This window comes from Streptomyces sp. OZ13 (genome assembly GCF_052068155.1).
Taxonomy (GTDB): domain Bacteria; phylum Actinomycetota; class Actinomycetes; order Streptomycetales; family Streptomycetaceae; genus Streptomyces.
This window is the reverse complement of the sequence record NZ_JBQHCZ010000005.1, coordinates 661,953-686,831: the sequence shown is the minus strand read 5'-3', so window position 1 is coordinate 686,831 and position 24,879 is coordinate 661,953. Positions and strand designations below refer to the sequence as shown.

Here is a 24,879-nt window from a genome sequence, read left to right as displayed (position 1 = left end):
ACCGGAAGGCCCTCACCTGTTCAAGATCCTTCAGCCGAGACCTGGCTCACCCGTCCACAACCTCCCCGGACAGAACAGCTAGCGCTCGGCGCGGACCGTTTCGCGTTCCTGCTCGTCCGCCGGGGCCTTCTTCGGCCAGAACACGTAGGTGAGCGTGATCAGGCCGTGGATGCCCGCCGCACGCCAGGCGCCGTACATCCAGCTCCGCAGCGACTCCGTCCGGCCGGCGTCCCCGACGTACCAGATCGCGATCTGGAGCAGCGTGGTCGCGACGATCGCGCCCACCGCCGTGCCCAGCCAGATCCTGCCCTCGTGCCGGGCGCGGGCCATGCCGTAGCGCGGTGGCTCCGGCGGCGGCGGCGCGCCGGCGAGGCGGTGCGCGGCGTGGCCGTCGAGCCACTTGACGGTGCGGTGGCCGTGGCCGACCGTGTAGCCGATGTAGAGGGCGGCCAGGCCGTGTTTCCAGTCCGGCTCCGCGCCGTTCTTGAGGTCGATCGCGGTGACCACCAGCAGCAGGACCTCCAGCAGCGGTTCGCACAGCAGCAGCGCGGCGCCGGTGCGCGGCATCTTCAGCAGGTAGCGGACGGACAGTCCGGCGGCCAGCAGCACCCAGAAGCCGACCTCGCAGATCACGATCAGCGTGACGATCACGGCAGTCTCCCTTCGTACGGTCCAAGCGTGGCCGCCGGCGGGCAGGGATTCGTCGTCACCGTTGACGAACTGCGACTGCATCCTTCGATGTACCGCGGGCTCACTCCGCGTGCGGACGCACGGGGGCCGTCGTGCCGTGTTTGATGGACGGGTGACCTTCCCCCGCCCCCACCGTGACGACGTGCTCGCCGCGGCCGCCGGTCTGCTCGGCGGCCTGCTGCTGTACTGGCTGGGGCTGCACAGCCAGGGCGAGTCCCGGACGCCGCTGCCGGCCTGGGTGACCCTGGTGCCGCTCGTGGTGACGGCTTTCCTGGAGCTTCTGCGCCGGACCATGCCCCGTACGGCGCTGCTCGTGGGCACGGTCGCCGTGATCGGCGATCAGTTCACGCTCGGCAGCATCGCGACGGTCCTGATGTTCGCGGATCTCGTCTACGCGGCGGTCGTCTACGGCACCCCGGCCTCCGCACGGCGCATCCCGGTGATCACGGCGATGGTCACCATCGCCGTGACCGTCGGCTTCCTGGCCTGGTTCAGGGACGCGGCCGCGCTGCTCGTCGGCGTCGTCACCGCCCTGGTCGCGTTCTTCCCCGCCGCGACGGGCGCGATCGTCCGCAACCACCGGGAGGCGGCGAACGCCGCCCGGCTGCGGGCCGAACAGACCGCGCTGCTCGCGGAGATGGACCGCACCCAGGCGATCGCGGCGGAGCGCGCCAGGATGGCCCGGGAACTGCACGACATGGTCGCCAATCACCTCTCCGCGATCGCGATCCACTCCACGGCGGCGCTGTCGCTGGACGACGAGGCGACGACCAGGCAGGCGATGACCGTGATCCGCGAGAACAGCGTCGAGGGCCTGGCCGAGATGCGCCGGCTGATCGGACTGCTGCGCGACAGCAGCGGTGACGTGGAGCCGGCCGCCGCACCCACCCTGGACGGACTCGACGCCCTGGTGGAGCAGGCGAGGACCAACGGCCGGCAGAGCGGGCTGAGCTTCGTGCTCCGTGACGAGCGGGAGAAGGGCGCCCGGCTGCCGGCGCCCGTGGAGCTCGCCGGCTACCGCATCGTCCAGGAGTCGCTGACGAACGCGATCAAGCACGCGGAGGCCGGTGAGGTGCGCGTCGAGGTGTCCGGTGGGGCGGGCGACGCGCTGCGGGTGTCGGTGACGAGCCCGTTCGGGCGTCGGCCGGGACCGCGGGCGCCCGGTTCCGGTGCGGGCCTGGTGGGGATGGAGGAACGGGTCGCGCTGCTCGACGGGACGCTCGAGGCCGGTCCGGTGGAGGGCCCGGCCGGCGGGCCCGACAAGATCTGGCGCGTACGGGCGGTGCTGCCCGTGACGGACGACAAGGAGCCATCGGCATGACGGCGCAGGCGGACGACTCGAGGACGGGGGCCCGTATCCGGGTGCTGGTCGCGGAGGACCAGAACGCGGTACGGGCGGGGCTGGTCCTGATCCTGCGCAGCGCGCCGGACATCGAGGTGGCCGGGGAGGCCGCGGACGGCGAGGAGGCGGTGCGCCTCGCGCGCGAACTGCGCCCGGACGTGGTGCTGATGGATGTGCAGATGCCCAGGCTGGACGGGGTCTCCGCGACGCGGCAGGTGGTCGCGGAGAAGCTGGCCGACGTGCTGGTGCTGACCACGTTCGATCTCGACGAGTACGTCTTCGGGGCGCTGCGGGCGGGGGCGGCCGGCTTCCTGCTGAAGAACACCGAGGCGGGCGACCTGCTCCAGGCGGTGCGGACGGTGGCACGCGGCGAGGGGATGATCGCGCCGGCGGTCACCCGGCGTCTGATCGCGGAGTTCGCCGCGCCCGGGCCCGTACGGTCGGCGGACGCGCCTGATCCGGCCGTGCTGGACGCGTTGACGAGGCGGGAGCGGGAGGTGCTCTCGTGCCTCGGTGAGGGGATGTCGAACGCGGAGATCGCGGTGCGGCTGTCGATGGCGGAGGCCACGGTGAAGACGCACGTCAGCAGACTGCTGGGGAAGCTGGAGCTGCGCAGCAGGGTGCAAGCGGCAGTCCTCGCACAGGAGTTGGGCATCTGACCGGGGCGGTACGACAGGGCGCGGAACCTTTGGTCTGGACCTATTGACGATTGGTCCAGACCACCCTAATCTCACCGAGCACACTGCGGTGAGCCCCGCGGTGTGCACAGTGCACGGACCACCCCTGACATGTCCGCACTCAACTCGAGGAGCATCCTTGAGCACCGTTGCGCCCCCACGCCCCCGATCACGGTTCAGAGCCAGGGCCACCGCGGGACTGACCGCCCTTCTCCTCCCCCTCGCCGCCATGGTGGGACTCGCCTCGCCCGCGGAAGCGGCCACCTCGGCGACGGCCACCTACGCCAAGTCCTCCGACTGGGGCACCGGCTTCGAGGGCAAGTGGACGGTGAAGAACACCGGCACCACGACCATCAACTCCTGGACCGTCGAGTGGGACTTCCCCTCCGGCACCCGCGTCACCTCCGCCTGGGACGCCACCGTCACCAGCTCCGGCGACCACTGGACCGCCAAGAACGTCGGCTGGAACGGCACGCTCGCCCCGGGCGCCTCCGTCTCCTTCGGCTTCAACGGCAGCGGCCCGGGCTCCCCGTCCAACTGCAAGCTGAACGGCGCCTCGTGCGACGGCGGCAGCGTGCCCGGTGACAACCCGCCCTCCGCCCCCGGCACCCCCACGGCCTCCGGCATCACCGACACGTCGGTGAACCTCAGCTGGCGTGCGGCCACCGACGACAACGGCATCAAGAACTACGACGTCCTGCGCGACGGCGCCAGGATCGCCACGGTCACCGGCACCACGTACACCAACACCGGCCTGACCGCCGGCACGGACTACTCGTACTCGGTCCAGGCGCGGGACAGCGCCGACCAGACCGGCCCCGTCAGCGGTGCCGTCGCCGTCCGCACCACCGGCGGCAGCGGCGGAGAGCCCGGCCCCGGCGACAAGGTCAAGCTGGGCTACTTCACCAACTGGGGCGTCTACGGTCGCAACTACCACGTGAAGAACCTGGTGACCTCCGGCTCCGCGTCGAAGATCACCCACATCAACTACGCCTTCGGCAACGTCAGCGGCGGCAAGTGCACCATCGGTGACGCCTACGCCGACTACGACAAGGCCTACACCGCCGACCAGTCCGTCGACGGCAAGGCCGACACCTGGGACCAGCCGCTCCGCGGCAACTTCAACCAGCTGCGCAAGCTGAAGGCCCAGTACCCGCACATCAAGGTCCTGTGGTCGTTCGGCGGCTGGACCTGGTCCGGCGGCTTCGGCCAGGCCGTGCAGAACCCGGCCGCCTTCGCCCAGTCCTGCTACGACCTGGTCGAGGACCCCCGCTGGGCGGATGTCTTCGACGGCATCGACCTCGACTGGGAGTACCCGAACGCCTGCGGTCTGAGCTGCGACACCAGCGGCCCCGCGGCGTTCAAGAACATGATGCAGGCCATGCGCACCAAGTTCGGCGCGAACAACCTGGTCACCGCGGCGGTCACGGCCGACGCCTCGTCCGGCGGCAAGATCGACGCGGCCGACTACGGCGGCGCCGCGCAGTACCTCGACTGGTACAACGTGATGACGTACGACTTCTTCGGCGCCTGGGCGGCCAAGGGCCCCACGGCCCCGCACTCCCCGCTCACCTCGTACCCGGGCATCCCGCAGGCCGGATTCAACTCCGCCGAGGCGATCGCCAAGTTCAAGGCGAAGGGTGTGCCTGCCAAGAAGCTGCTGCTGGGCATCGGCTTCTACGGACGCGGCTGGACCGGCGTGACCCAGTCCGCCCCGGGCGGCACGGCCACCGGGCCGGCGGCAGGCACGTACGAGCAGGGCATCGAGGACTACAAGGTCCTCAGGAACAGCTGCCCGGCCACCGGGACGATCGCCGGCACGGCGTACGCCCACTGCGGCACCAACTGGTGGAGCTACGACACCCCGGCGACCGTCACCTCCAAGATGAACTGGGCCAACAACCAGGGCCTCGGCGGTGCGTTCTTCTGGGAGTTCAGCGGTGACACGAGCAACGGAGAGCTGGTCGGCGCGATCAACAGCGGCCTCGGATAGCACCACGGTCCGCTGACGAAGAAGCCCGGGAGAGTCACCTCTCCCGGGCTTTGTCATGCACTCCGACGCGTTCCGTACACGCCGGACCATCGCTACGCGACGTTGACCCTCTGGCCGGGCGGGGCCGCCTCCAGCCAGGCGAGGAAGCCGGTCAGCGCGTCCTCGCTCATCGACAGCTCCAGCCGGGTCCCGCGGTGCCGGCAGGCGAGCACGACCGAATCGGAGAGGAGCGCCAGCTCCTCCTCGCCCTCCGGCGTGCGGCGGGCCAGCACCTCGATCGCGGAGCGCTCGAGCACCCGGCGGGGCCGGGGCGCGTACGAGAAGATCCGAAACCACTCGATCCGGTCACCGCTGTACCGGGCGACGCCGTACACCCACCCCTTGCCGGAAGCATCGTGATCCTCCACGAGGTTCCAGCGCAGACTGCAGTCGAACGTACCGCCGGAGCGCTGGATCAGCCTCCTGCGCAGTCCGAAGACGAACAGTCCGATCAGCACCAGTGCGACGACAGAACCGCTCACAAGCAGAGCGAGGAACATCTCCACCGACCTCCTCGCATCGTCCCGTAACCGAATATCACGTGCACCTGCATCGCCTCAGCCGCGGCACGGCCCGAAGGAGATCCGGGCCGGCCGCGGCTGAGGGACAAACTTCTCGTGGGGCGCGACTAGCGCACCGCCACCGCACGCAGACGGACGTCGGCGCGCCGCTCGGCGGCGGCGTCCGTGTCCGACTTGGCGCGCTCCAGCGCCCGCTCGGCACGCTGGACGTCGATCTCGTCCGCCAGCTCGGCGATCTCCGCCAGCAGCGACAGCTTGTTGTCCGCGAACGAGATGAAACCACCGTGCACCGCGGCGACGACGGTCCCACCCTCGCTCGTGCGAATGGTCACCGGGCCCGATTCCAGCACACCCAGCAGCGGCTGGTGACCGGGCATGACGCCGATGTCGCCGGACGTGGTGCGCGCGACGACCAGGGTGGCCTCGCCGGACCAGACACTACGGTCGGCGGCGACCAGCTCGACGTGCAGCTCAGCAGCCAAGGTTGGCTCCTCGGGTCACCACCCGGCGGTCATGCCGGGTGTTGGGTCAATTCTAAGGGGCGTGAAGAAGGGGGCGGGACGTGCCCGCCCCCTTCAGCGAGTCATGCGACTCAGGAGACGCCGAGCTCCTTGGCGTTGGCCTTGAGGTCCTCGATGCCACCGCACATGAAGAACGCCTGCTCGGGGAAGTGGTCGTACTCACCGTCGCAGATCGCGTTGAACGCGGCGATCGACTCGTCGAGCGGCACGTCCGAGCCGTCCACGCCGGTGAACTGCTTGGCGACGTGGGTGTTCTGGGACAGGAAGCGCTCCACGCGACGGGCACGGTGGACAACCAGCTTGTCCTCCTCGCCCAGCTCGTCGATACCGAGAATCGCGATGATGTCCTGGAGGTCCTTGTACTTCTGCAGGATCCCCTTGACGCGCGTGGCGGCGTCGTAGTGCTCCTGCGTGATGTAGCGCGGGTCCAGGATGCGGGACGTGGAGTCCAGCGGGTCCACGGCCGGGTAGATGCCCTTCTCGGAGATCGGACGGGAGAGAACCGTCGTCGCGTCGAGGTGGGCGAAGGTGGTGGCCGGGGCCGGGTCGGTCAGGTCGTCCGCGGGGACGTAGATCGCCTGCATCGACGTGATCGAGTGACCACGCGTCGAGGTGATGCGCTCCTGCAGCAGACCCATCTCGTCGGCCAGGTTCGGCTGGTAACCCACCGCGGACGGCATACGGCCGAGCAGGGTGGACACCTCGGAGCCGGCCTGGGTGTACCGGAAGATGTTGTCGATGAAGAAGAGCACGTCCTGCTTCTGCACATCGCGGAAGTACTCCGCCATGGTCAGACCGGCCAGGGCGACACGGAGACGGGTGCCCGGGGGCTCGTCCATCTGACCGAAGACCAGCGCGGTCTTGTCGATGACGCCGGACTCGGACATCTCCTCGATGAGGTCGTTGCCCTCACGGGTACGCTCACCGACGCCCGCGAACACCGACACACCGTCGTGGTTGTTGGCGACGCGGTAGATCATTTCCTGGATCAGAACGGTCTTGCCGACGCCGGCACCACCGAACAGACCGATCTTTCCACCCTTGACGTACGGGGTGAGAAGGTCGATGACCTTGACGCCGGTCTCGAACATCTCGGTCTTCGACTCGAGCTGGTCGAAGTTCGGAGCCTTGCGGTGGATGGGCCACCGCTCACCGATGTTGGCGTTCTCCTCGGGGACGTTCAGCACCTCACCGAGCGTGTTGAACACCTTGCCCTTGGTGAAGTCACCGACGGGGACGGTGATGCCGTTGCCCGTGTCGGTCACCGGGGCCTGGCGGACCAGACCGTCGGTGGGCTGCATCGAGATCGCGCGGACCAGGCCGTCACCCAGGTGCTGGGCGACCTCGAGGGTCAGCGTCTTGAGCGCGCCCTCCAGAGCCGGGTCGGCGACCTGAACGGTCAGCGCGTTGTAGATCTCCGGCATCGCGTCGACGGGGAACTCCACGTCGACGACCGGGCCGATGACCCGGGCGACGCGGCCCGTGGCAGCGGCCGTCTCAACTGTCGTCGTCATTACTTGTCACTCCCCGCGGTCGCGTCGGCCAGGGCGCTGGCTCCACCGACGATCTCGCTGATTTCCTGGGTGATTTCGGCCTGGCGGGCCGCGTTGGCAAGCCGGGAGAGGCTCTTGATGAGCTCCCCGGCGTTGTCGGTCGCCGACTTCATCGCGCGGCGGGTGGCGGCGTGCTTGGAGGCAGCCGCCTGGAGCAGCGCGTTGTAGATCCGGCTCTCGACGTAGCGCGGCAGCAGGGCGTCGAGGACGTCCTCGGCCGACGGCTCGAAGTCGAACAGCGGAAGGATCTCGCCCTTCGTCGCCGTCTCCTCCTTCGCCTTCTCGAGGCTGAGAGGCAGCAGCCGCTTCTGAACCGGCGTCTGCGTCAGCATCGAGATGAACTCGGTGAAGACGATGTGGAGCTCGTCCACACCACCCTCGGCCGTGTCCTTCTCGATCGCCGCGATCAGCGGGGCCGCGACCATCTTGGCGTCCGCGTACGTCGGGTTGTCGGTGAAGCCCGTCCACGACTCCGTGACCTTGCGCTCACGGAAGCCGTAGTACGCCACACCCTTGCGGCCGACGATGTACGCGTCGACCTCCTTGCCCTCGCCGCGGAGCCGCTCGGTGAGCTGCTCCGCCGCCTTGAGGGCGTTGGCGGAGTAGCCGCCGGCCAGACCGCGGTCGCTCGTGATGAGCAGGATCGCGGCCCGGGTCGGGTTGTCCACCTCGGTGGTCAGGGCGTGGTTCGTCGTCGACCCCGTCGCCACCGCGGTCACCGCGCGGGTGAGCTCGGTCGCGTACGGCGTGGAGGCGGCCACCTGGCGCTGCGCCTTGACGATGCGCGAGGCGGCGATCATCTCCATCGCCTTGGTGATCTTCTTGGTCGCGGTGACGGATTTGATGCGACGCTTGTAGACCCGGAGCTGGGCTCCCATGAGTCAGGTCCCTTCCGTCGTCTACTTGGCGGTGCTGACCGGAACGTCCTCGCCCAGAAGCTTGCCGTCCGAGGTCTCGAACTGCTTCTTGAACGCGGCGATGGCGTCAGCGACGGACTGGAGGGTGTCGTCCGACATCTTGCCGCCCTCGGCGATGCTGGTCAGGAGCTCCTTGCGCTCACGGCGCAGGTACTCCAGCAGCTCGACCTCGAAGCGACGGATGTCCGCGACCGGGACGTCGTCCATCTTGCCGGTGGTGCCGGCCCAGACGGAGACGACCTGCTCCTCGACGGGCATCGGCTGGTACTGAGCCTGCTTCAGCAGCTCGACCATCCGCTTACCGCGCTCCATCTGCGCCTTGGAGGCCGCGTCCAGGTCGGAACCGAAGGCGGCGAACGCCTCCAGCTCGCGGTACTGGGCGAGGTCCACACGCAGACGGCCGGAGACCTGCTTCATGGCCTTGTGCTGGGCGGAACCACCCACACGGGAGACCGAGATACCGACGTTCAGGGCCGGACGCTGGCCGGCGTTGAACAGGTCGGACTCCAGGAAGCACTGGCCGTCGGTGATGGAGATGACGTTGGTCGGGATGAACGCCGACACGTCGTTCGCCTTGGTCTCGACGATCGGCAGACCGGTCATCGAACCGGCGCCCATGTCGTCGGAGAGCTTGGCGCAGCGCTCCAGCAGACGCGAGTGCAGGTAGAAGACGTCACCGGGGTAGGCCTCACGGCCCGGCGGGCGGCGCAGCAGCAGGGACACGGCGCGGTAGGCGTCGGCCTGCTTCGAGAGGTCGTCGAAGATGATGAGGACGTGCTTGCCGTCGTACATCCAGTGCTGGCCGATGGCCGAGCCGGTGTACGGGGCCAGGTACTTGAAGCCGGCCGGGTCGGACGCCGGGGCGGCGACGATCGTCGTGTACTCGAGCGCGCCGGCCTCTTCCAGGGCGCCGCGAACGGACGCGATGGTCGAGCCCTTCTGGCCGATGGCGACGTAGATGCAGCGGACCTGCTTCTTCGGGTCGCCGGAACGCCAGTTGTCACGCTGGTTGATGATCGTGTCGACAGCCAGAGCGGTCTTGCCGGTCTGACGGTCACCAATGATCAGCTGACGCTGGCCGCGGCCGATCGGCACCATCGCGTCGACGGCCTTGTAGCCGGTCTGCATCGGCTCGTGCACCGACTTACGGGCCATGACGCCCGGGGCCTGCAGTTCAAGGGCGCGCCGGCCATCGGTCGCGATCTCGCCGAGGCCGTCGATCGGGTTGCCGAGCGGGTCGACGACCCGGCCCAGGTAGCCCTCGCCGACACCGACCGAGAGGACCTCACCGGTGCGGGTGACCGGCTGACCCTCCTCGATACCGTTGAACTCGCCGAGGACGATCGCACCGATCTCGCGCTCCTCGAGGTTGAGGGCGAGACCGAGGGTGCCGTCCTCGAACTTCAGCAGCTCGTTCGCCATGGCCGAGGGAAGACCCTCGACCTTCGCGATACCGTCGCCGGCCAGGCTGACCGTGCCGACCTCCTCGCGCGAGGCCGCGTCCGGCTGGTACGACTGGACATAGTTCTCCAGCGCGTCCCGGATCTCCTCCGGCCGGATCGTGAGCTCCGCCATCTGGGTTCCCTGCTCTCCTTGTTGGGCCCGAAGTTTCTTTGGGGGTCTGGGGGCCGACCCCCAGGAATCTTCTGCAATCTCTGCACGGCCCAACCGGGCCGCTGGTCTTGCTGTTCTGTTCTGCGCTGCGCCGTCAGCCGGCCATGCGACGGGTCGCCTCTTCGAGGCGCTCCGCGATGGTGCCGTTGATGATCTCGTCACCGACCCGCACCGAGATCCCGCCGAGGACCGTGGGGTCCACTTCGAGGTTGAGGTGCATGTCACGGCCGTACATCCGCGCCAGACCCGCGCCGAGACGCTGCTTCTGCGCCTCGGTCAGCGGCACCGCCGAGGTGACGACGGCGACCATCCGGTCCCGCCGCGCCGCGGCGAGCTTGGACAGGGACTCGAGTCCCGACTCCAGGCTACGTCCCCGCGGGTGCGTGGCGAGACGGACGACCAGACGCTCGGTGATCGGGTCGGCCTTGCCGCCGAGCAGGCTGCTGAGCAGCTCGCCCTTGGCGGTCGCCGTGCCCGACCGGTCGGTCAGCGCCGACCGCAGGTCGTTGCTGGACGAAAGGATCCGGCCGAAGCGGAACAGCTCGTCCTCGACGTTGTCGAGCACACCGGTCTTCTGCGCCGCGGTGAGGTCGGCGGTGTTCGCCAGTTCCTCGAGCGAGTCGACCAGGTCGCGGGACTGCGACCAGCGGGACCGGACCATGCCCTTGACCAGGTCGGCGGTCTCGCCGCTGATCTGACCGGCGAAGATGCGTCCGGCCAGCTCGGCCTTGGCCCCGGCGGCCTGCGCCGGGTCGGTGAGGACCCGACGCAGCGACACCTCTCGGTCGAGCAGCGCGGTGACGGCGGCCAGCTCGCCGGCGAGCTTCGCCGCGTCGACCGACGTGTTGTCGGTCAGCGCGTCGAGCGACTCGTGCGCGGCGGCCAGCGCCTCGCGGCTGGCTCCGTTCATCGGGTGGCCTCGGCCTTCGAAGCGCCGTCCTCGAGCGAGTCGAGGAAGCGGTCGATGGTGCGGCTCTGGCGGGCGTGGTCCTCGAGGGACTCACCGACCAGCTTGCCGGCCAGGTCGGTGGCGAGCTTGCCCACGTCCTGACGCAGCGCCGCGGCCGCGGCCTTGCGGTCGGCCTCGATCTGGGCGTGGCCGGCCGCGATGATCTCCTCACGCTGCCGCTGGCCTTCCGCCTTCATCTCCTGGATGATCGCGGTGCCCTGCTCGGTCGCCTCCTGGCGCAGCCGAGCGGCCTCGTGACGGGCCTCGGCGAGCTGCGCCTTGTACTGCTCAAGGACGCTCTCAGCCTCGGTCTTGGCGGCGTCGGCCTTCTCGATACCGCCTTCGATGGCCTCGCGACGCTCTTCCAGAACCTTGTTGATGTTCGGGAGGAGCTTCTTGGCGAGGAAGCCGAAGACGATGACAAAGGCGATCAGACCGATGACAAGCTCGGGAATCGGCGGGATGAGCGGGTTTTCCGCACCTTCCTGCGCGAGCTGAACCAGGGGGTTCACATCAGTGCCTTTCGTCTGTTTCTACTGGACGGCCCGAGAATCAGGAGCCGTAGACGAACGGCATGACCAGGCCGATCAGGGCGAGCGCCTCACAGAAGGCGAAGCCGAGGATCTGGTTGGCGCGGATCAGACCGGCAGCCTCGGGCTGACGGGCAAGAGCCTGGGTGCCGTTTCCGAAGATGATGCCGACGCCGACGCCGGGACCGATGGCCGCGAGGCCGTAGCCGATGGAGCCGAGGGCCTTGAGGTCACCGGTGACGGCGGCAAGAGTCTGGGACATGCCAGTTCTTCCTTCTCTTTCAAGAACCGGTGGGGGTTGGCCACCGGCAGTCTGCGGGATACGGGGCGAGCGGAGCTCAGTGGTGCTCGGCGAGCGCGCCCTGGATGTAGGTGCAGGTCAGGAGGACGAAGACGTACGCCTGAACCGCCTGGATGAAGAGCTCGAAAGCCGTCATGACGACGACCATCACGAACGAGACGCCGGCGTAGGCGAAACCGATGCCGTTCAGCAGGTACCAGCTGGCGATCGTGAAGAGCAGCAGCAGGGTGTGACCCGCGAACATGTTCGCGAAGAGACGGACCGCGTGAGTGAACGGGCGGACCAGGAGGTTCGAGAACAGCTCGATCGTCGCGGCCAGGTAGGCAACCGGGCCGAGCGACTTGTCGAAGCCGGTGATGTTCTTCCACGCTCCGCCCCAGCCGTGGCGCTTGAACGTGAGGCTGACCCACAGGATGTAGACGATCAGCGCCAGGACCATCGGGTACGCGATGATCGACGTCACCGGGAACTGTGCCAGCGGGATGATCGACCAGAGGTTCATCACCCAGACGAAGAAGAACAGCGAGACCACGAGCGGAACGTACTTCTCGCCCTCACGCTTGCCGATCGTCTCGTAGACAATGCCACGGCGGATGAAGTCGTAGCCGGCTTCGGCGACCATCTGCAGCTTGCCGGGGACGACCTGGGGCTTGCGGAATGCAGCCCAGAAGAAGCCGACGATGATGATCGAACCGAGCAGGGCGAGCAACATCGTCTTGTTGAAGTACAGGTTGCTGTCCGCGTCGCCCCAAAGGGGCTCGAACAGGAACGAGTGCAGGCCCGGTGCCGGAAAGCCACAACCGTCAAAGATGTGGCAGTCGGTCTCGAAGGCGAGCACCTGCGTCGGGTCAGCACTCACCGCGGGCTCCTTCAGCGTGGCGCATAGGTACGGCAACCTCGTTGTGTCGGCGCGGCACGAAACCGCGGGTCGGCACTGGACTGGTGTTTCGAATGGTGGGGCGGCAGTGGGGCATCAAGCCTCGCGAATAAGCAGGCGTCAGCTCAGATGCCCGCGCCCGCGATGCCGCAGTTGGCACCGGACGATAGCAGGATCCCGAACGCGCCCTTATACCGGCCCTACCCCTCACGACGACGGCCCCTTGTTTCCGGGCTTGCTGCCGGCAGAGGAGTCGGGTTCGACGTAAAGGATCTTGGCCTTCATGTGTGCACGGGTCTGTGCACCGATCCAGACGAGGGTCAGCGCGACCAGCGTGATGGCGAAGGCCTTGGGGTTGAACAACGTGGTGTTCTTGAACATCGCAACAAAGATGAACAGCAACAGCAACTGTGCCGTATAGAGCATCAGACCCATGGCCTGGAACAGCTGCGGCAACGACTTCGCCACACGCTGCAGGACGTACAGCCCGATGCCCATGAAGAGGATCACCACCAGCGTGGCCACGATCGCCCCGAGCGCGCCCTTGCCACCCGCGACCACTGCGCTGACAACGGCGGCAACAGCGCCGGCGGCTGCGGTGGGTACGGCGGCATGAATAAGGATGCGTGCGTCGTTGGACGGCATGGCGGCATCTCCGCTTGCTGGTGGGGGCAAAGTGGTGTCGTCATGGACGAGCGTAGGCCCGGTCCCGAGATGGGCCTCGGGGGCCAACGAACCGTCGCACTACGGTCCTTCGGCGCTGTCTCCGGGTCTCGTGAACGGTATCACAAACTATTTGATGAGGTCTTTACCCAGTGGTGTGCCAACTCTCACACATGAGAGTGAACCCGCCCGTGTGTGCACGACAACCGTGCAGTTCGTCTGGTAATGAGCAGTTTGTCGGTCACTACTTCGGTTCCTGGCAGCCGTCAGCCCCAACTATTGGACGCCGCTCTCGAGGGTTGCCCGGTTGACGAGGCAAGCACGATTCTCCCCGAGCCCCGGCCCTCAGGGCAAAAAGGTGCGCCCCGCCGACAGGCAGGGCGCACCGAGATGATCTTGTGCGGACGGCTCAGTTGTGCACGGTGGCACAGGCCAGGTGACTCGTGAAGCTCCACCCCGTGCACAGCTTCGTGCCGTTCGGGTACCTCTTGGCGTAGCCGCCCCAGTCCTGGCTCACCGGACGACCCTGACGGGCGCTGTTGTTCGCCCAGTAGGTCCTCGCGGCCTGGCCGGGGACCTCCACCTTCAGCTTGGCGATCCGCCCCGACACCGTGCGAGGCGCCGGCGTGTAGCTGGCGGAGATGTCCGTGACATTGAGCCCGGACCCGTCAACGGTGATGCAGTTGCCCCCGCCCTCCGTGCAGTTGTGGGCGCGCGCGAAAGCAGGTCCCGCCCCCAGCGTGCCGATCACCAAGGCGGTGACTCCGACTACGCCAACACGCTTCAAAACAGGCGTCATTGCCATGAGAGTTCCCCATCTCTTCATCGAGCGGTTGGTCTGGCCGCTCAAGATCAGAGACTAGTGAGACCACACCTGTTCGTCATTGTGATTCTCCAAGTACGGACAGTGAAGCCGATCACGGCGATTACCCGCCAGGCAGGCGTGGCTCAATCGACGTGGGAACGGTGGCCGCGGTCCACCGCGGCCGCCGGCGCCTCGTAAACCTCGCGGCCGGACGGCCCAATCCGGCCGGCGCACGGCCGGGCGGCCCAGATCCGGTCAGCGGGCGGAGTCCGCCCTGCTCCGCTCCGGGAAACGGGCCCGTGCTCCCACGGCTGTCGCGCCGTTGACGCCGCTGACGCCCACGCCGACCGGGATCCGCGGACCCTCCTCGTGGTCGGGAGCCGCCGTGCCGTGCTGCTCCGAAGCGCCGGCCGTGGCCGCCGCGGACCTCGAACGGCGGCGGTAGCGCGGCGGCACGAGGCTCTCCGCCCACCGCGGCGCCCTCGGCGTGAAGCGCGGCAGCAGCAACAGCACCAGGCCGATCGCGCTCAGCACCACCACCGCCAGCACGATCCACATGGACTTCGAGTGGATGGAGTAAGCGACGACGCCGAAGGCGATCAGCGCCGACCAGAAGTACATGATCAGCACGGCCCGGCTGTGCGAGTGGCCGACCTCGAGGAGGCGGTGGTGGAGGTGGCCGCGGTCCGCCGCGAACGGCGACTGGCCCTTCCAGGTACGGCGGACGATCGCCAGCAGCAGGTCCGCGACCGGGATCGCGATGATGGTCAGCGGCAGCAGCAGCGGGATGAACACCGGCAGCGCCGCGTGCGTGGCCTGGCGGGTGCCGCCCTCGAAGATCCGCAGGGCGTCCATGTCCACCTGGCCGGTCACGGAGATCGCGGCCGCCGCGAGGACGAGTCCGATCAGCATCGAGCCGGAGTCGCCCATGAAGATCCTGGCGGGGTGCATGTTGTGGGGCAGGAAGCCCAGGCACATGCCCATCAGGATCGCGGTGAACAGGGTGGCGGGGGACGCCGCCTCGATGCCGTAGCTGAACCAGATCCGGTAGGCGTAGAGGAAGAACGCCGCGGCCGCGATGCACACCATGCCGGCCGCGAGACCGTCGAGGCCGTCGACGAAGTTCACCGCGTTGATGGTGATGACGACGAGGGCGACGGTGAGCAGGGTCCCCTGCCAGCTCGTCAGCGAGACGGTTCCCACACCCGGGACCGGGATCCAAAGGATCGTCAGGCCCTGTACGACCATGACGCCCGCGGCGATCATCTGGCCGCCCAGTTTGATCAGGGCGTCGATCTCGAACTTGTCGTCCAGGACGCCGATGATCCAGATCAGGGCGGCGCCGGAGAGCAGCGCACGTGGTTCGTTCGACAGCTCGAAGACGCTGTTCAGGTTCTCCAGATGGTCGGCGACCAGCAGCCCGGCGCACAGGCCGAAGAACATCGCGATGCCGCCCAGCCGGGGCGTCGGTTCGCGGTGTACGTCACGGGCGCGGATCTCCGGCATCGCGCCGGTGGCGATGGCGAACTTCCTCACCGGCCCGGTGAGCAGATACGTCACCGCGGCCGTGACACATAGCGTCAGCAGGTAATCACGCACGGGCTGCCCCACAGGAATCGCTGGCCATCTCAGCCCCACACCTTAGCTGTGGTAGCCACATGCTTGAGGACACGCGGGGCTCTGTGATGGTTGCACGGCGACGGCACAGCAATGCTGCTACCCCGCGAACGGCGGGAATCCCGCGACGAGACCCTGTACCTTTCCGCGGATGTCGTGCGGCTCGCTCTGCTCCCGCAGCGCCGCCGTGAACAAGGTCGCGATCCGGTCCATCTCCTTGCGGCCCATGCCCTGCGTCGTGACGGCGGCGGTGCCGAGCCGGATGCCCCGGCCGTCCCCGTACGGCAGCGCGCAGGTGTCCAGGACGATGCCCGCGGCTGCGAGCCGGCCACGGGCGACCCTGCCGTCGACGCCCAGGGGTGCCGGATCCGCGCCGACGATGTGGGTGTCCGTGCCGTCCGTCAGCACGGCGAAGCCCTCCGCCGCGAGCGCCCCCGCAAGTTCGCGCGCGTTGGCGACGACCTGATGCGCGTACGCGGTGAACGCGGGCGTCGCCGCCTCCCCGAATGCGACGGCCTTCGCGGCGATGGTGTGCATCTGGGCCCCGCCCTGCGTGAACGGGAACACCGCCCGGTCGATGCGCTCCGCCAGCTCGGAGCCGCACAAAATCATCCCGCCGCGCGGTCCGCGCAGGACCTTGTGGGTGGTGGCGCACACCACGTCCGCGTACGGCACCGGATTCGGCGCCGCGCCGCCGGCGACCAGACCGATGGGGTGCGCGGCGTCCGCGATCAGATAGGCGCCGACCTCGTCCGCGATGTCGCGGAACGCCTCGTAGTCGGGGTGGCGGGGATAGGAGATCGACCCGCAGACGATCGCCTTCGGCCGGTGCTGCCGGGCCAGATGGCGCACCTGGTGGTAGTCGATGAGCCCGGTCTCCGCGTCCACGCCGTAGGCGACGAAGTCGAACCACCGGCCGGAGAAGTTCGCCGGCGAACCGTGCGTGAGGTGTCCGCCGTACGGGAGCCCCATGGCGAGCACCGTGTCACCGGGCCGCAGCAGGGCCGCGTACGCCGCGAGGACCGCGGAGGAGCCGGAGTGCGGCTGCACATTGGCGTGGTCGGCGCCGAACAGGGCCGTCGCCCGCTCGATCGCGATGCGCTCGGCGGCGTCGACGAGCTCGCAGCCACCGTGGTGGCGGGCGCCCGGATAGCCCTCCGCGTACTTGTTCGCGAGCGGCGACCCGAGAGCTGCGAGCACCGCGGGAGAAGTGAAGTTCTCCGCGGCGATGAGCTGGAGGGTGGTCGCCTGCCGCTGCGACTCCCCGAAGAGGATGTCCGCGATCTGGGGATCCTGGCGGCGCAGTGCCTCGAACGACGTCGACGGCACGGAAGGCACTGCGCGGGCTGCATCGGTGACGGACATGACGGCTCCGGGGCCTCGGGGGGAGCTGCGGCACATCCAATGTAGAACCGGCGGGCCGTGGCCGCGCGGTGCGTGCGCAACACGGTTACGGGCGGGTTGTTCCGCTGCGCGGGCCCGTTCCCCACCCCGCCCCTTCCCGCTGTACCGATGTGCGGCTCCGCCGCGTGGGGCTCCGCCCGGACCCGAACACCGCGCTCTGCGCGGGGTTTCCGGGGGCTCTGCCACCGCACCCCCGCGCCTCACACGCCGGCGAGGCTGAAGTTGTCAGGACCGCGCCCGGACCCCCGTCAGCGCCGTGACCACCGGGTCCAGCGCCTGATGGATCTCGTCGCCGATCGAGCGGAAGAACGTGATCGGCGCCCCGTACGGATCGAACACCTCGTCCGCGTCCGGGCTCGGCGCCAGCAGCCATCCCCGCAGCGCCGCCGCGGCCCGCACCAGCGCGCGCGCACGTTCGACGACGCCGTCCTCGCGGGGGTCGGGCAGGGTCGCCGGATCTATGGCGCGTACGAGGCGGGTGAACTCCTTGAGCGTGAAGGTCCGCAGGCCCGCCGAGTGGCCCATCGAGATGACCTGCGCACGGTGGTCACGCGTGGCCGTCAGGACGAGGTCCGCGCGGATGACGTGCTCGTCGAGCAGCTCACGCCCGACGAACCCGCTCGCGTCCGCTCCGAAGTCCGCGAGGACGATCTCGGCGTTGGCCTCCATCGGGGCGCCCTCGTGGCCCCACGTGCCCGCGCTCTCCACGATCAGGCCGCCCGTGAGGGGATCGCCGAGGCGGTCGCTCAGGGCATGGCGGGTCAGCCGCTCGGTGATGGGCGAGCGGCAGACGTTGCCGGTGCTGACGTGGAGGATGCGGAAGGCCTGGCCCGTGCTGCTGGTTTCCGCTATGCCACGCCCCTCAGGGGCGGTCAATTGGCCACCTCGAGGTCTGGTACGACCTTGCGCAGCTCGTCCGCGGACAGGGCGCCCTCACGCAGCAGGACCGGCACCTTGCCGGTGACGTCGACGATCGACGACGGCACGATGCCGGGCGTCGGGCCGCCGTCGAGGTAGACGGAGACGGAGTCGCCGAGCATCCCCTGGGCGGCGTCGCAGTCCTCGGGCGAGGGGTGTCCCGTGAGGTTGGCGCTGGAGACGGCCATCGGGCCGACCTCGGTGAGCAGTTCGATGGCGACGGGGTGCAGCGGCATCCGGATCGCGACGGTGCCACGGGTGTCCCCGAGGTTCCACTGCAGGGACGGCTGGTGCTTGGTGACCAGGGTCAGCGCGCCGGGCCAGTAGGCATCGACGAGCTCCCAGGCCTGCTCGGAGAAGTCGGTGACGAGCCCGTGCAGGGTGTTGGGCGAGCCGATGAGGACAGGGGTGGGCATGTTCCGGCCGCGCCCCTTCGCCTCGAGCAGGTCGGCGACGGCCTCGGGGCTGAAGGCGTCCGCACCGATGCCGTACACGGTGTCGGTGGGCAGCACGACGAGCTCTCCGCGGCGGACGGCCGATGCGGCCTCGCGCAGACCGGTGGTGCGATCCGTCGCGTCGTTGCAGTCGTATCGCCGAGCCATCAGCGGGCCTCCTCGTACACGTGCTTGGTCATGGCATGGCCTTGCGGGCGGTGGCGAACCGCGGCCGCTTGTTCAGGTCGGGGTGGTCGGCTGCGTCGGCCCAGCCGGATTCCTCGTTGAAGATCCACGGCACCTGCCCGCCCTGGGTGTCGGCGTGCTCGATGACGACGAGGCCGCCGGGCCGCAGCAGCCGGTGCGCGGTGCGTTCGATGCCGCGGATGGTGTCCAGACCGTCCTCGCCGGAGAACAGGGCCATCTGCGGGTCGTGGTCGCGCGCCTCGGGCGCGACGTACTCCCACTCGGTGAGCGGGATGTACGGCGGGTTGGAGATGACCAGGTCGACCTGGCCGTCGAGCTCGGGCAGCGCGGTGAGGGCGTCGCCGTGGTGGACGGTGACGCGGGAACCCTCGGCGTTCTTGCGGGTCCACTTCAGGGCGTCCTCGGACAGCTCCACGGCGTGCACGCGCGAACGCGGGACTTCCTGGGCCATCGCGAGGGCGATGGCGCCGGAGCCGGAGCACAGGTCGACGATGAGCGGCTCGACGACGTCCATGGCGCGTACGGCTTCTATCGCCCAGCCGACGACCGACTCGGTCTCGGGGCGCGGCACGAACACCCCGGGGCCGACCTGGAGCTCCAGGTAGCGGAAGAAGGCGCGCCCGGTGATGTGCTGGAGCGGCTCGCGTGCCTCTCGGCGGGCGACGGCCTCCCAGTAGCGGGCGTCGAAGTCCGCGTCCTTGACATTGTGGAGCTCTCCCCGCTTCACGCCGTGCACGAACGCGGCGAGCTCCTCCGCGTCGAACCGCGGTGACGGCACGCCGGCGTCGGCCAGCCGCTGGGTGGCTTGGGCCACCTCGGCAAGCAGCAGGTTCACGTGCCTACCCTTCCTGTGACGCTCGTGCGGACGATTCTCTGACCTACGGGACTACGGGAACTGCACCGGCTTCGCCGGGTCGCGGGCTACTGGGCAGCCGCGAGCTTGGCGGCGGAGTCGGCGTCGACGCACGCCTGGATCACTGCGTCCAGGTCACCGTCGAGCACCTGGTCCAAGTTGTACGCCTTGAAGCCGACGCGGTGGTCCGAGATCCGGTTTTCCGGGAAGTTGTACGTACGGATCTTCTCCGACCGGTCGACCGTTCGGACCTGGCTGCGGCGGGCGTCCGCGGCCTTGCTCTCGGCCTCCTCCTGGGCTGCGGCGAGCAGCCTGGAGCGCAGGATACGCATGGCCTGCTCCTTGTTCTGGAGCTGGCTCTTCTCGTTCTGGCAGGAGGCGACGATGCCGGTCGGCAGGTGCGTGATGCGGACGGCGGAGTCGGTCGTGTTGACGGACTGGCCGCCGGGTCCGGACGAGCGGTAGACGTCGATGCGCAGGTCGTTGGCGTGGATCTCGACGTCGATCTCCTCGGCCTCCGGCGTGACCAGCACACCGGCCGCGGAGGTGTGGATACGGCCCTGCGACTCGGTGGCGGGCACGCGCTGCACGCGGTGCACCCCGCCCTCGTACTTCAGCCGTGCCCAGACACCCTGGCCCGGCTCGGTCGCGCCCTGGCCGCCCTTGGTCTTGACGGCGACCTGGACGTCCTTGTAGCCGCCGAGCTCGGACTCGGTCGAGTCGATGATCTCGGTCTTCCAGCCGACGCGCTCCGCGTAACGCAGGTACATCCGCAGCAGGTCGCCCGCGAACAGGGCGGACTCGTCGCCGCCAGCGCCGGCCTTGACCTCGAGGATGACGTCCTTGTCGTCGCTGGGGTCGCGCGGGACGAGCAGCAGCCGCAGCTTCTCGGTGAGCCCCTCGCGCTGCTTCTCCAGGTCCTTCACCTCGGCGGCGAACTCCGGGTCGTCCTGGGCCAGTTCACGGGCCGTCCCGATGTCCTCGCCGGTCTGCTTCCAGGCTCGGTAGGTGCCGACGATGGGCGTCAGCTCGGCGTAGCGCTTGTTCAGCTTGCGCGCGTTCGCCTGGTCGGCGTGGACCGAAGGGTCGGCGAGCTGCTTCTCGAGATCGGCGTGCTCGCCGATCAGTTCCTCGACCGCTTCGAACATCGATGGCTCCTGGTTTCGTACGCGAAGGGGTGGCTGCGGTGGCTGCTCAGAACGGACAAAGCGCCGGTCCCGGCCACCCTGGAGGGGGCGGCCGAGGACCGGCGCAGTGGCTCGCTACTTCTTGGCGGAGCCGGCAGCCTTGCCGAAGCGGGCCTCGAAGCGGGCCACGCGGCCACCGGTGTCGAGGATCTTCTGCTTGCCCGTGTAGAACGGGTGGCACTCGGAGCAGACCTCGGCGCGGATGTTGCCGCTCTGGATCGTGCTACGCGTGGTGAATGCCGCACCACAGGTGCAGCTGACCTGGGTCTCGACGTACTCGGGGTGGATGTCGCGCTTCAAGGTGTCTCCTAGGTTCGGGAGGGCGCCGGGTCGCACGGGCGGGGATGCTCGTACGTGAACCGGGGCCGACGTACCAGTCTGCCAGGACCGGCCGTATCTCCCAAAACCGGGGTGGTCGCCGAAGTATTCCTGGCGGTCGAAGTGGGTATTACGGGCTCTTCACGACGGTGGCGGCATCGCCCTTGTCGCCCGCCGAGTCCCGCACCGCGGAGGCAGGGATCGGCCTGTCCTGCTTGAGCGCCGTCCACACCTGCCGCGCGCCGGTCTCGACGGGCACGACGCGGTTGGGGTCTGCGGGGTCGTACTCCACCGGCATCGTGATCATGTGGACGTCCTCCGCGCCGAGGGCGCCGAGCCCTCTGGCGAAGCCCATCAGCTCGTTCACCGAGTCCAGCTCGGAGTCGGGCGTGATCGCCTTGGTGCCGGCGTCGGCGAGGTCGAGGAGCTTCTTCGGGCTGCTGAACACGCCCACGTCCTTGACCTGCTCGATGAACGCCTTCATGAAGGCCTGCTGGAGCTGGATGCGGCCGAGGTCGCTGCCGTCGCCGACGCTCTTGCGGGTGCGTACGAGGCCGAGCGCCTGCTCCCCGTCCAGGCGGTGGGTGCCGGGCCGGAGGCTCAGGTGGCTCTTGCTGTCGTCGATCGGCTGCGTGGTGGTGATGTCGACGCCGCCGAGCTCGTCGACGAGCTTCTTGAAGCCCGTGAAGTCGACCTCGATGTAGTGGTCCATGCGGATGCCGGACATCGCCTCGACCGTCTTCACGGCGCAGGCGGGTCCGCCGATCTCGTAGGCGCTGTTGAACATCGCCCGCTCGTCGCCGGGGACGTCGGTGCCGTCCCGGCCGGTGCAGTCGGGCCGCCCCACCATGGTGTCGCGCGGTACGGACACGACGCTCGCGGTCCTGTGACCCTGATGGACGTGGACGACCATCGCGGTGTCGGAGCGGGCGGCACCGTCGTCGTCGCCGTACCCGGAGTTCTCGCCGGAGCGTGAGTCGGAGCCGAGCACCAGGATGTCCATGGAGCCGTTGTCGACGTTCTTCGGGCGGTCCTCGCCCAGTGCCGTCTTGATGTCGACGCCCTGGAGGTTCCCGTTGAGCTTGAAGTAGAGAAGGCCGAGACCTGAGCCGCCCACGAGCACCAGGGTGGCCGCCACCCATGCCACGACCGTCCAGGTCCGGCGGGCCTTCGTGGGAGGCTTGCGGCGTCTGCCGCTCGGGGGTCCCCCCACGCCCCCTGGGCGTAGGGGGACTATTCGGCCGCCACGGCCGTTCCGCTCGCTCATGCTCTCCTCGGCTCTCGCTGCTCCCGCTACCCCCGCTGGTGGTGTTCAGGCGCGGTTTGTCGTAGTTGCTCAGACGTCGGAGCAGCGAGAAGCGTTGCACGGCCCGGTGAGAACTCCCTGAGAACGCCTCGGGCCCACCGCGCGGTACGCGGTGGGCCCGAGGGACAGCTCGAGGGACCTGGCCCGCCCTGTCACCAGCGGTTTCTGCCGGTGGCGGAGGGGGACCGGTGGTCCCGCGACGGGCCCGTGACGGGCCCGGCGGCTGTGGCGAAGCTCTCTCAGTCGTTGCCGTTGCCGGCGGACGGAGTCGTCTTCTGGATCTGAAGCAGGAACTCGCCGTTCGACTTGGTCTGCTTCATCTTGTCGAGCAGCAGCTCGATCGCCTGCTGCTGGTCGAGTGCGTGCAGCACACGACGCAGCTTCCAGGTGACGGCGAGCTCGTCGCTGCCGAGCAGGATCTCTTCCTTACGGGTGCCGGACGCGTCGACGTCCACCGCCGGGAAGATGCGCTTGTCGGCGAGCTTCCGGTCGAGCTTGAGCTCCGCGTTGCCGGTGCCCTTGAACTCCTCGAAGATCACCTCGTCCATCCGCGAGCCGGTGTCGACCAGCGCGGTGGCCAGGATGGTCAGCGAGCCGCCGTCCTCGATGTTGCGCGCGGCACCGAAGAAGCGCTTCGGCGGGTAGAGCGCGGTCGAGTCGACACCACCGGACAGGATGCGTCCGGAGGCCGGGGCCGCCAGGTTGTAGGCGCGGCCGAGGCGGGTGATCGAGTCCAGCAGGACGACCACGTCGTGACCCAGCTCGACGAGACGCTTGGCGCGCTCGATGGCCAGCTCGGCGACGGTGGTGTGGTCCTCCGCGGGACGGTCGAAGGTCGAGGAGATGACCTCGCCCTTCACCGACCGCTGCATGTCGGTGACCTCTTCCGGACGCTCGTCGACCAGGACGACCATCAGGTGGCACTCGGGGTTGTTGTGGGTGATCGCGTTGGCGATCGCCTGCATGATCATGGTCTTACCGGTCTTCGGCGGGGCCACGATCAGGCCTCGCTGGCCCTTGCCGATCGGCGCGACGAGGTCGATGATCCGGGTCGTCAGCACGCCCGGGTCGGTCTCGAGACGCAGCCGGTCCTGCGGGTACAGCGGGGTCAGCTTGTTGAACTCGGGGCGGCCGCGGCCCGATTCGGGCGCCATGCCGTTGACCGAGTCGAGGCGGACCAGCGCGTTGAACTTCTCGCGGCGCTCGCCTTCCTTGGGCTGGCGCACGGCGCCGGTGACGTGGTCACCCTTGCGCAGGCCGTTCTTGCGGACCTGGGCGAGGGAGACGTACACGTCGTTCGGGCCGGGCAGGTAGCCGGAGGTCCGGATGAACGCGTAGTTGTCGAGGATGTCCAGGATGCCCGCGACGGGGATCAGGACGTCGTCGTCGGAGACCTGCGGCTCGCCGGCCTGGAAGTCGTCACGGCCACGGCGGCCACGGCGGTCGCGGTAGCGGCCGCGGCGTCCGCGACGGCCACCGGCCTCGTCGTCGAAGTCGTCCTGGGGGCCGGTGCTCTGCTGGGCGCCCTGACGCTGCTGGCGCTGGCCGCCCTGCTGCTGGTCGTCGCCCTTGCCGCGGCGGTCACGCTGACGCTCACGGCGCTCGCCGCGGTCCCCGCGCTCGCCGCCCCGGTCGCCACGCTCGGCGCGGTCGCCGCGCTGGCGGTCACGACGGCCTTCGGCGGTGTCCACGGCGGTGTCCGCCTTGGCCTCGGGGCGCTCGTCGGTCTTGACGTCGGTCTTGACCTCGACGGCGGTGTCCCCGCGGGCCTCGGTGCGGGTGTCCGGGCTGCCCGCCTGCGCCGTGGCGCGACGGCGACGGCGCTCACCGGCCGGCTGGTCGTCTCCCCCAGAGCCTGCGGCCTGGGAGGGGCCGCCACCCGGCTGTCCCGGGATGTCGATCTGCTGCTGGGCGACAGCCTTCTCGGGCTTGTCGGCCTTCTCCGCCTTCTCAGCGGCGGGGGCAGCGGCCTCGTCACCCGTGCGGGTCTTGGACGTGGCGCGGCGCTTGGGCTTGGCGGGGGCCTCGGCGGCGCCCGCGTCGGCGCTCTTCGCCGGGGAGGTCCCTCCGGCCTGCGCCTCCTTGATGACCTCGATCAGCTGGCTCTTGCGCATACGCGCGGTGCCCCTGATGCCGAGGCCGGACGCGACCTGCTGCAGCTCGGCCAGGACCATGCCCTCGAGGCCGGTGCCGGAGCGGCGGCGCCGTGAGGTGGTGCCCGAGGCAGCACCTGTGGCGGGCGCGGCGTTGTCGACGTTGCTGTCGGCAGTCACGCCCATCAGATCGGTGGTGTCGCTCACGAAGGGTCCTTCCCTGGAGCGGACGTCGGCCTTCTGGCTCGGCGACCGGTTGTGCTGTCCGGCTTCGGTCCCGGGTGTGGGCCGTGCCGGAGCGGTGGTCCCGCCGGAGAATTGACGGCGGAGAGAGATACATGCATACGTGCAAGGTCCGGCCCGAGGTCCCCCTGCTCGGCCCACTCCTGGAAAAAGCGAGGGGTGTCGTGCCGGTTCCGGAGCGTGCTCGAAACTGCTCAGGCAGGCTGCTCAGGCAGTTTGGGGAGGCTCCCGGAAGAATGGTGGTCCCTATGAGGGACGCAAAGCGCCGCGTCGTGAGGACGACGACCGCTGACTTGAGGTTAACACT

The 24,879-nt window shown here is 69.1% G+C and carries 24 protein-coding genes; 3 read left to right on the top strand and 21 right to left on the bottom strand.

Annotated features, from left to right (window positions below):
* Positions 1-78: 78 nt before the first annotated feature.
* Positions 79-651, bottom strand: coding sequence for a hypothetical protein (locus ACTMTU_RS16545; protein WP_441264217.1), 573 nt, complete (start codon positions 649-651; stop codon positions 79-81).
* A 151-nt stretch (positions 652-802) separates the two neighbouring features.
* Here ACTMTU_RS16545 and ACTMTU_RS16540 point away from each other — a divergent pair, with 151 nt between their 5' ends.
* The 3 genes from ACTMTU_RS16540 (at position 803) to ACTMTU_RS16530 (ending at position 4,702) form a co-directional block, all read left to right on the top strand.
* On the top strand, positions 803-2,011 hold the full coding sequence (locus ACTMTU_RS16540) for a sensor histidine kinase (protein WP_441264216.1): 1,209 nt from the start codon (positions 803-805) through the stop codon (positions 2,009-2,011).
* Positions 2,008-2,691, top strand: a complete 684-nt coding sequence (locus tag ACTMTU_RS16535) for a response regulator (RefSeq protein ID WP_441264215.1) — start codon at positions 2,008-2,010, stop codon at positions 2,689-2,691. Before ACTMTU_RS16540 ends, ACTMTU_RS16535 begins: the two co-directional genes overlap by 4 nt.
* A 157-nt stretch (positions 2,692-2,848) precedes the next feature.
* Positions 2,849-4,702: a glycosyl hydrolase family 18 protein gene (locus tag ACTMTU_RS16530; protein WP_441264214.1), complete on the top strand. Its 1,854-nt coding sequence runs from the start codon at positions 2,849-2,851 to the stop codon at positions 4,700-4,702.
* 92 nt (positions 4,703-4,794) lie between these two features.
* Here ACTMTU_RS16530 and ACTMTU_RS16525 read toward each other — a convergent pair whose 3' ends face one another.
* The 20 genes from ACTMTU_RS16525 to rho all read right to left on the bottom strand — a co-directional run bounded on the left by ACTMTU_RS16525 (position 4,795) and on the right by rho (position 24,536).
* Positions 4,795-5,241, bottom strand: coding sequence for a DUF2550 domain-containing protein (locus tag ACTMTU_RS16525; protein WP_441264213.1), 447 nt, complete (start codon positions 5,239-5,241; stop codon positions 4,795-4,797).
* Between the two features lie 128 nt (positions 5,242-5,369).
* Positions 5,370-5,744 carry a F0F1 ATP synthase subunit epsilon gene (locus ACTMTU_RS16520; RefSeq protein WP_005311845.1) on the bottom strand — a complete coding sequence of 125 codons (375 nt, stop codon included), beginning with the start codon at positions 5,742-5,744 and terminating at the stop codon, positions 5,370-5,372.
* 110 nt (positions 5,745-5,854) lie between these two features.
* Positions 5,855-7,297 (bottom strand): F0F1 ATP synthase subunit beta, encoded by a 1,443-nt coding sequence (atpD, locus tag ACTMTU_RS16515; protein ID WP_189887562.1) that lies wholly within the window; start codon positions 7,295-7,297, stop codon positions 5,855-5,857.
* Positions 7,297-8,214 (bottom strand): F0F1 ATP synthase subunit gamma, encoded by a 918-nt coding sequence (locus ACTMTU_RS16510; protein ID WP_441264212.1) that lies wholly within the window; start codon positions 8,212-8,214, stop codon positions 7,297-7,299. The genes atpD and ACTMTU_RS16510 overlap by 1 nt, the downstream gene beginning before the upstream one ends.
* 21 nt (positions 8,215-8,235) lie before the next feature.
* Complete coding sequence (gene atpA, locus ACTMTU_RS16505; protein WP_441264211.1) at positions 8,236-9,828, bottom strand: F0F1 ATP synthase subunit alpha; 1,593 nt, start codon at positions 9,826-9,828, stop codon at positions 8,236-8,238.
* Between the two features lie 133 nt (positions 9,829-9,961).
* Positions 9,962-10,777 (bottom strand): F0F1 ATP synthase subunit delta, encoded by an 816-nt coding sequence (locus ACTMTU_RS16500; RefSeq protein WP_441264210.1) that lies wholly within the window; start codon positions 10,775-10,777, stop codon positions 9,962-9,964.
* Positions 10,774-11,328, bottom strand: coding sequence for a F0F1 ATP synthase subunit B (locus ACTMTU_RS16495; protein ID WP_189471071.1), 555 nt, complete (start codon positions 11,326-11,328; stop codon positions 10,774-10,776). Before ACTMTU_RS16495 ends, ACTMTU_RS16500 begins: the two co-directional genes overlap by 4 nt.
* Before the next feature lie 40 nt (positions 11,329-11,368).
* Positions 11,369-11,608 (bottom strand): ATP synthase subunit C, encoded by a 240-nt coding sequence (locus ACTMTU_RS16490; RefSeq protein WP_005311859.1) that lies wholly within the window; start codon positions 11,606-11,608, stop codon positions 11,369-11,371.
* 76 nt (positions 11,609-11,684) lie between these two features.
* Positions 11,685-12,506, bottom strand: coding sequence for a F0F1 ATP synthase subunit A (gene atpB / locus ACTMTU_RS16485; protein ID WP_037773738.1), 822 nt, complete (start codon positions 12,504-12,506; stop codon positions 11,685-11,687).
* 225 nt (positions 12,507-12,731) lie between these two features.
* Positions 12,732-13,169 carry a hypothetical protein gene (locus ACTMTU_RS16480; RefSeq protein ID WP_441264209.1) on the bottom strand — a complete coding sequence of 146 codons (438 nt, stop codon included), beginning with the start codon at positions 13,167-13,169 and terminating at the stop codon, positions 12,732-12,734.
* A 427-nt stretch (positions 13,170-13,596) separates the two neighbouring features.
* Positions 13,597-13,941, bottom strand: a complete 345-nt coding sequence (locus ACTMTU_RS16475) for a hypothetical protein (RefSeq protein ID WP_441264208.1) — start codon at positions 13,939-13,941, stop codon at positions 13,597-13,599.
* Positions 13,942-14,247: 306 nt separating this feature from the next.
* Positions 14,248-15,591 carry an MraY family glycosyltransferase gene (locus tag ACTMTU_RS16470; protein WP_441264207.1) on the bottom strand — a complete coding sequence of 448 codons (1,344 nt, stop codon included), beginning with the start codon at positions 15,589-15,591 and terminating at the stop codon, positions 14,248-14,250.
* 117 nt (positions 15,592-15,708) lie between these two features.
* Positions 15,709-16,974, bottom strand: coding sequence for a serine hydroxymethyltransferase (gene glyA, locus ACTMTU_RS16465; RefSeq protein WP_441264206.1), 1,266 nt, complete (start codon positions 16,972-16,974; stop codon positions 15,709-15,711).
* Between the two features lie 264 nt (positions 16,975-17,238).
* Complete coding sequence (locus ACTMTU_RS16460) at positions 17,239-17,889, bottom strand: arsenate reductase/protein-tyrosine-phosphatase family protein (RefSeq protein WP_005311870.1); 651 nt, start codon at positions 17,887-17,889, stop codon at positions 17,239-17,241.
* Complete coding sequence (locus tag ACTMTU_RS16455; protein WP_005311872.1) at positions 17,886-18,533, bottom strand: L-threonylcarbamoyladenylate synthase; 648 nt, start codon at positions 18,531-18,533, stop codon at positions 17,886-17,888. The genes ACTMTU_RS16460 and ACTMTU_RS16455 overlap by 4 nt, the downstream gene beginning before the upstream one ends.
* Positions 18,534-18,561: 28 nt before the next feature.
* Positions 18,562-19,407 carry a peptide chain release factor N(5)-glutamine methyltransferase gene (prmC, locus tag ACTMTU_RS16450; RefSeq protein WP_005311874.1) on the bottom strand — a complete coding sequence of 282 codons (846 nt, stop codon included), beginning with the start codon at positions 19,405-19,407 and terminating at the stop codon, positions 18,562-18,564.
* Between the two features lie 86 nt (positions 19,408-19,493).
* Positions 19,494-20,573: a peptide chain release factor 1 gene (gene prfA / locus ACTMTU_RS16445; protein WP_441264205.1), complete on the bottom strand. Its 1,080-nt coding sequence runs from the start codon at positions 20,571-20,573 to the stop codon at positions 19,494-19,496.
* A 114-nt stretch (positions 20,574-20,687) separates the two neighbouring features.
* Positions 20,688-20,912 carry a 50S ribosomal protein L31 gene (gene rpmE, locus ACTMTU_RS16440; RefSeq protein ID WP_441264204.1) on the bottom strand — a complete coding sequence of 75 codons (225 nt, stop codon included), beginning with the start codon at positions 20,910-20,912 and terminating at the stop codon, positions 20,688-20,690.
* Between the two features lie 148 nt (positions 20,913-21,060).
* Positions 21,061-22,197: an LCP family protein gene (locus tag ACTMTU_RS16435; protein ID WP_441264203.1), complete on the bottom strand. Its 1,137-nt coding sequence runs from the start codon at positions 22,195-22,197 to the stop codon at positions 21,061-21,063.
* A gap of 278 nt (positions 22,198-22,475) precedes the next feature.
* Positions 22,476-24,536 (bottom strand): transcription termination factor Rho, encoded by a 2,061-nt coding sequence (rho, locus tag ACTMTU_RS16430; RefSeq protein WP_441264202.1) that lies wholly within the window; start codon positions 24,534-24,536, stop codon positions 22,476-22,478.
* Positions 24,537-24,879 lie beyond the last annotated feature (343 nt).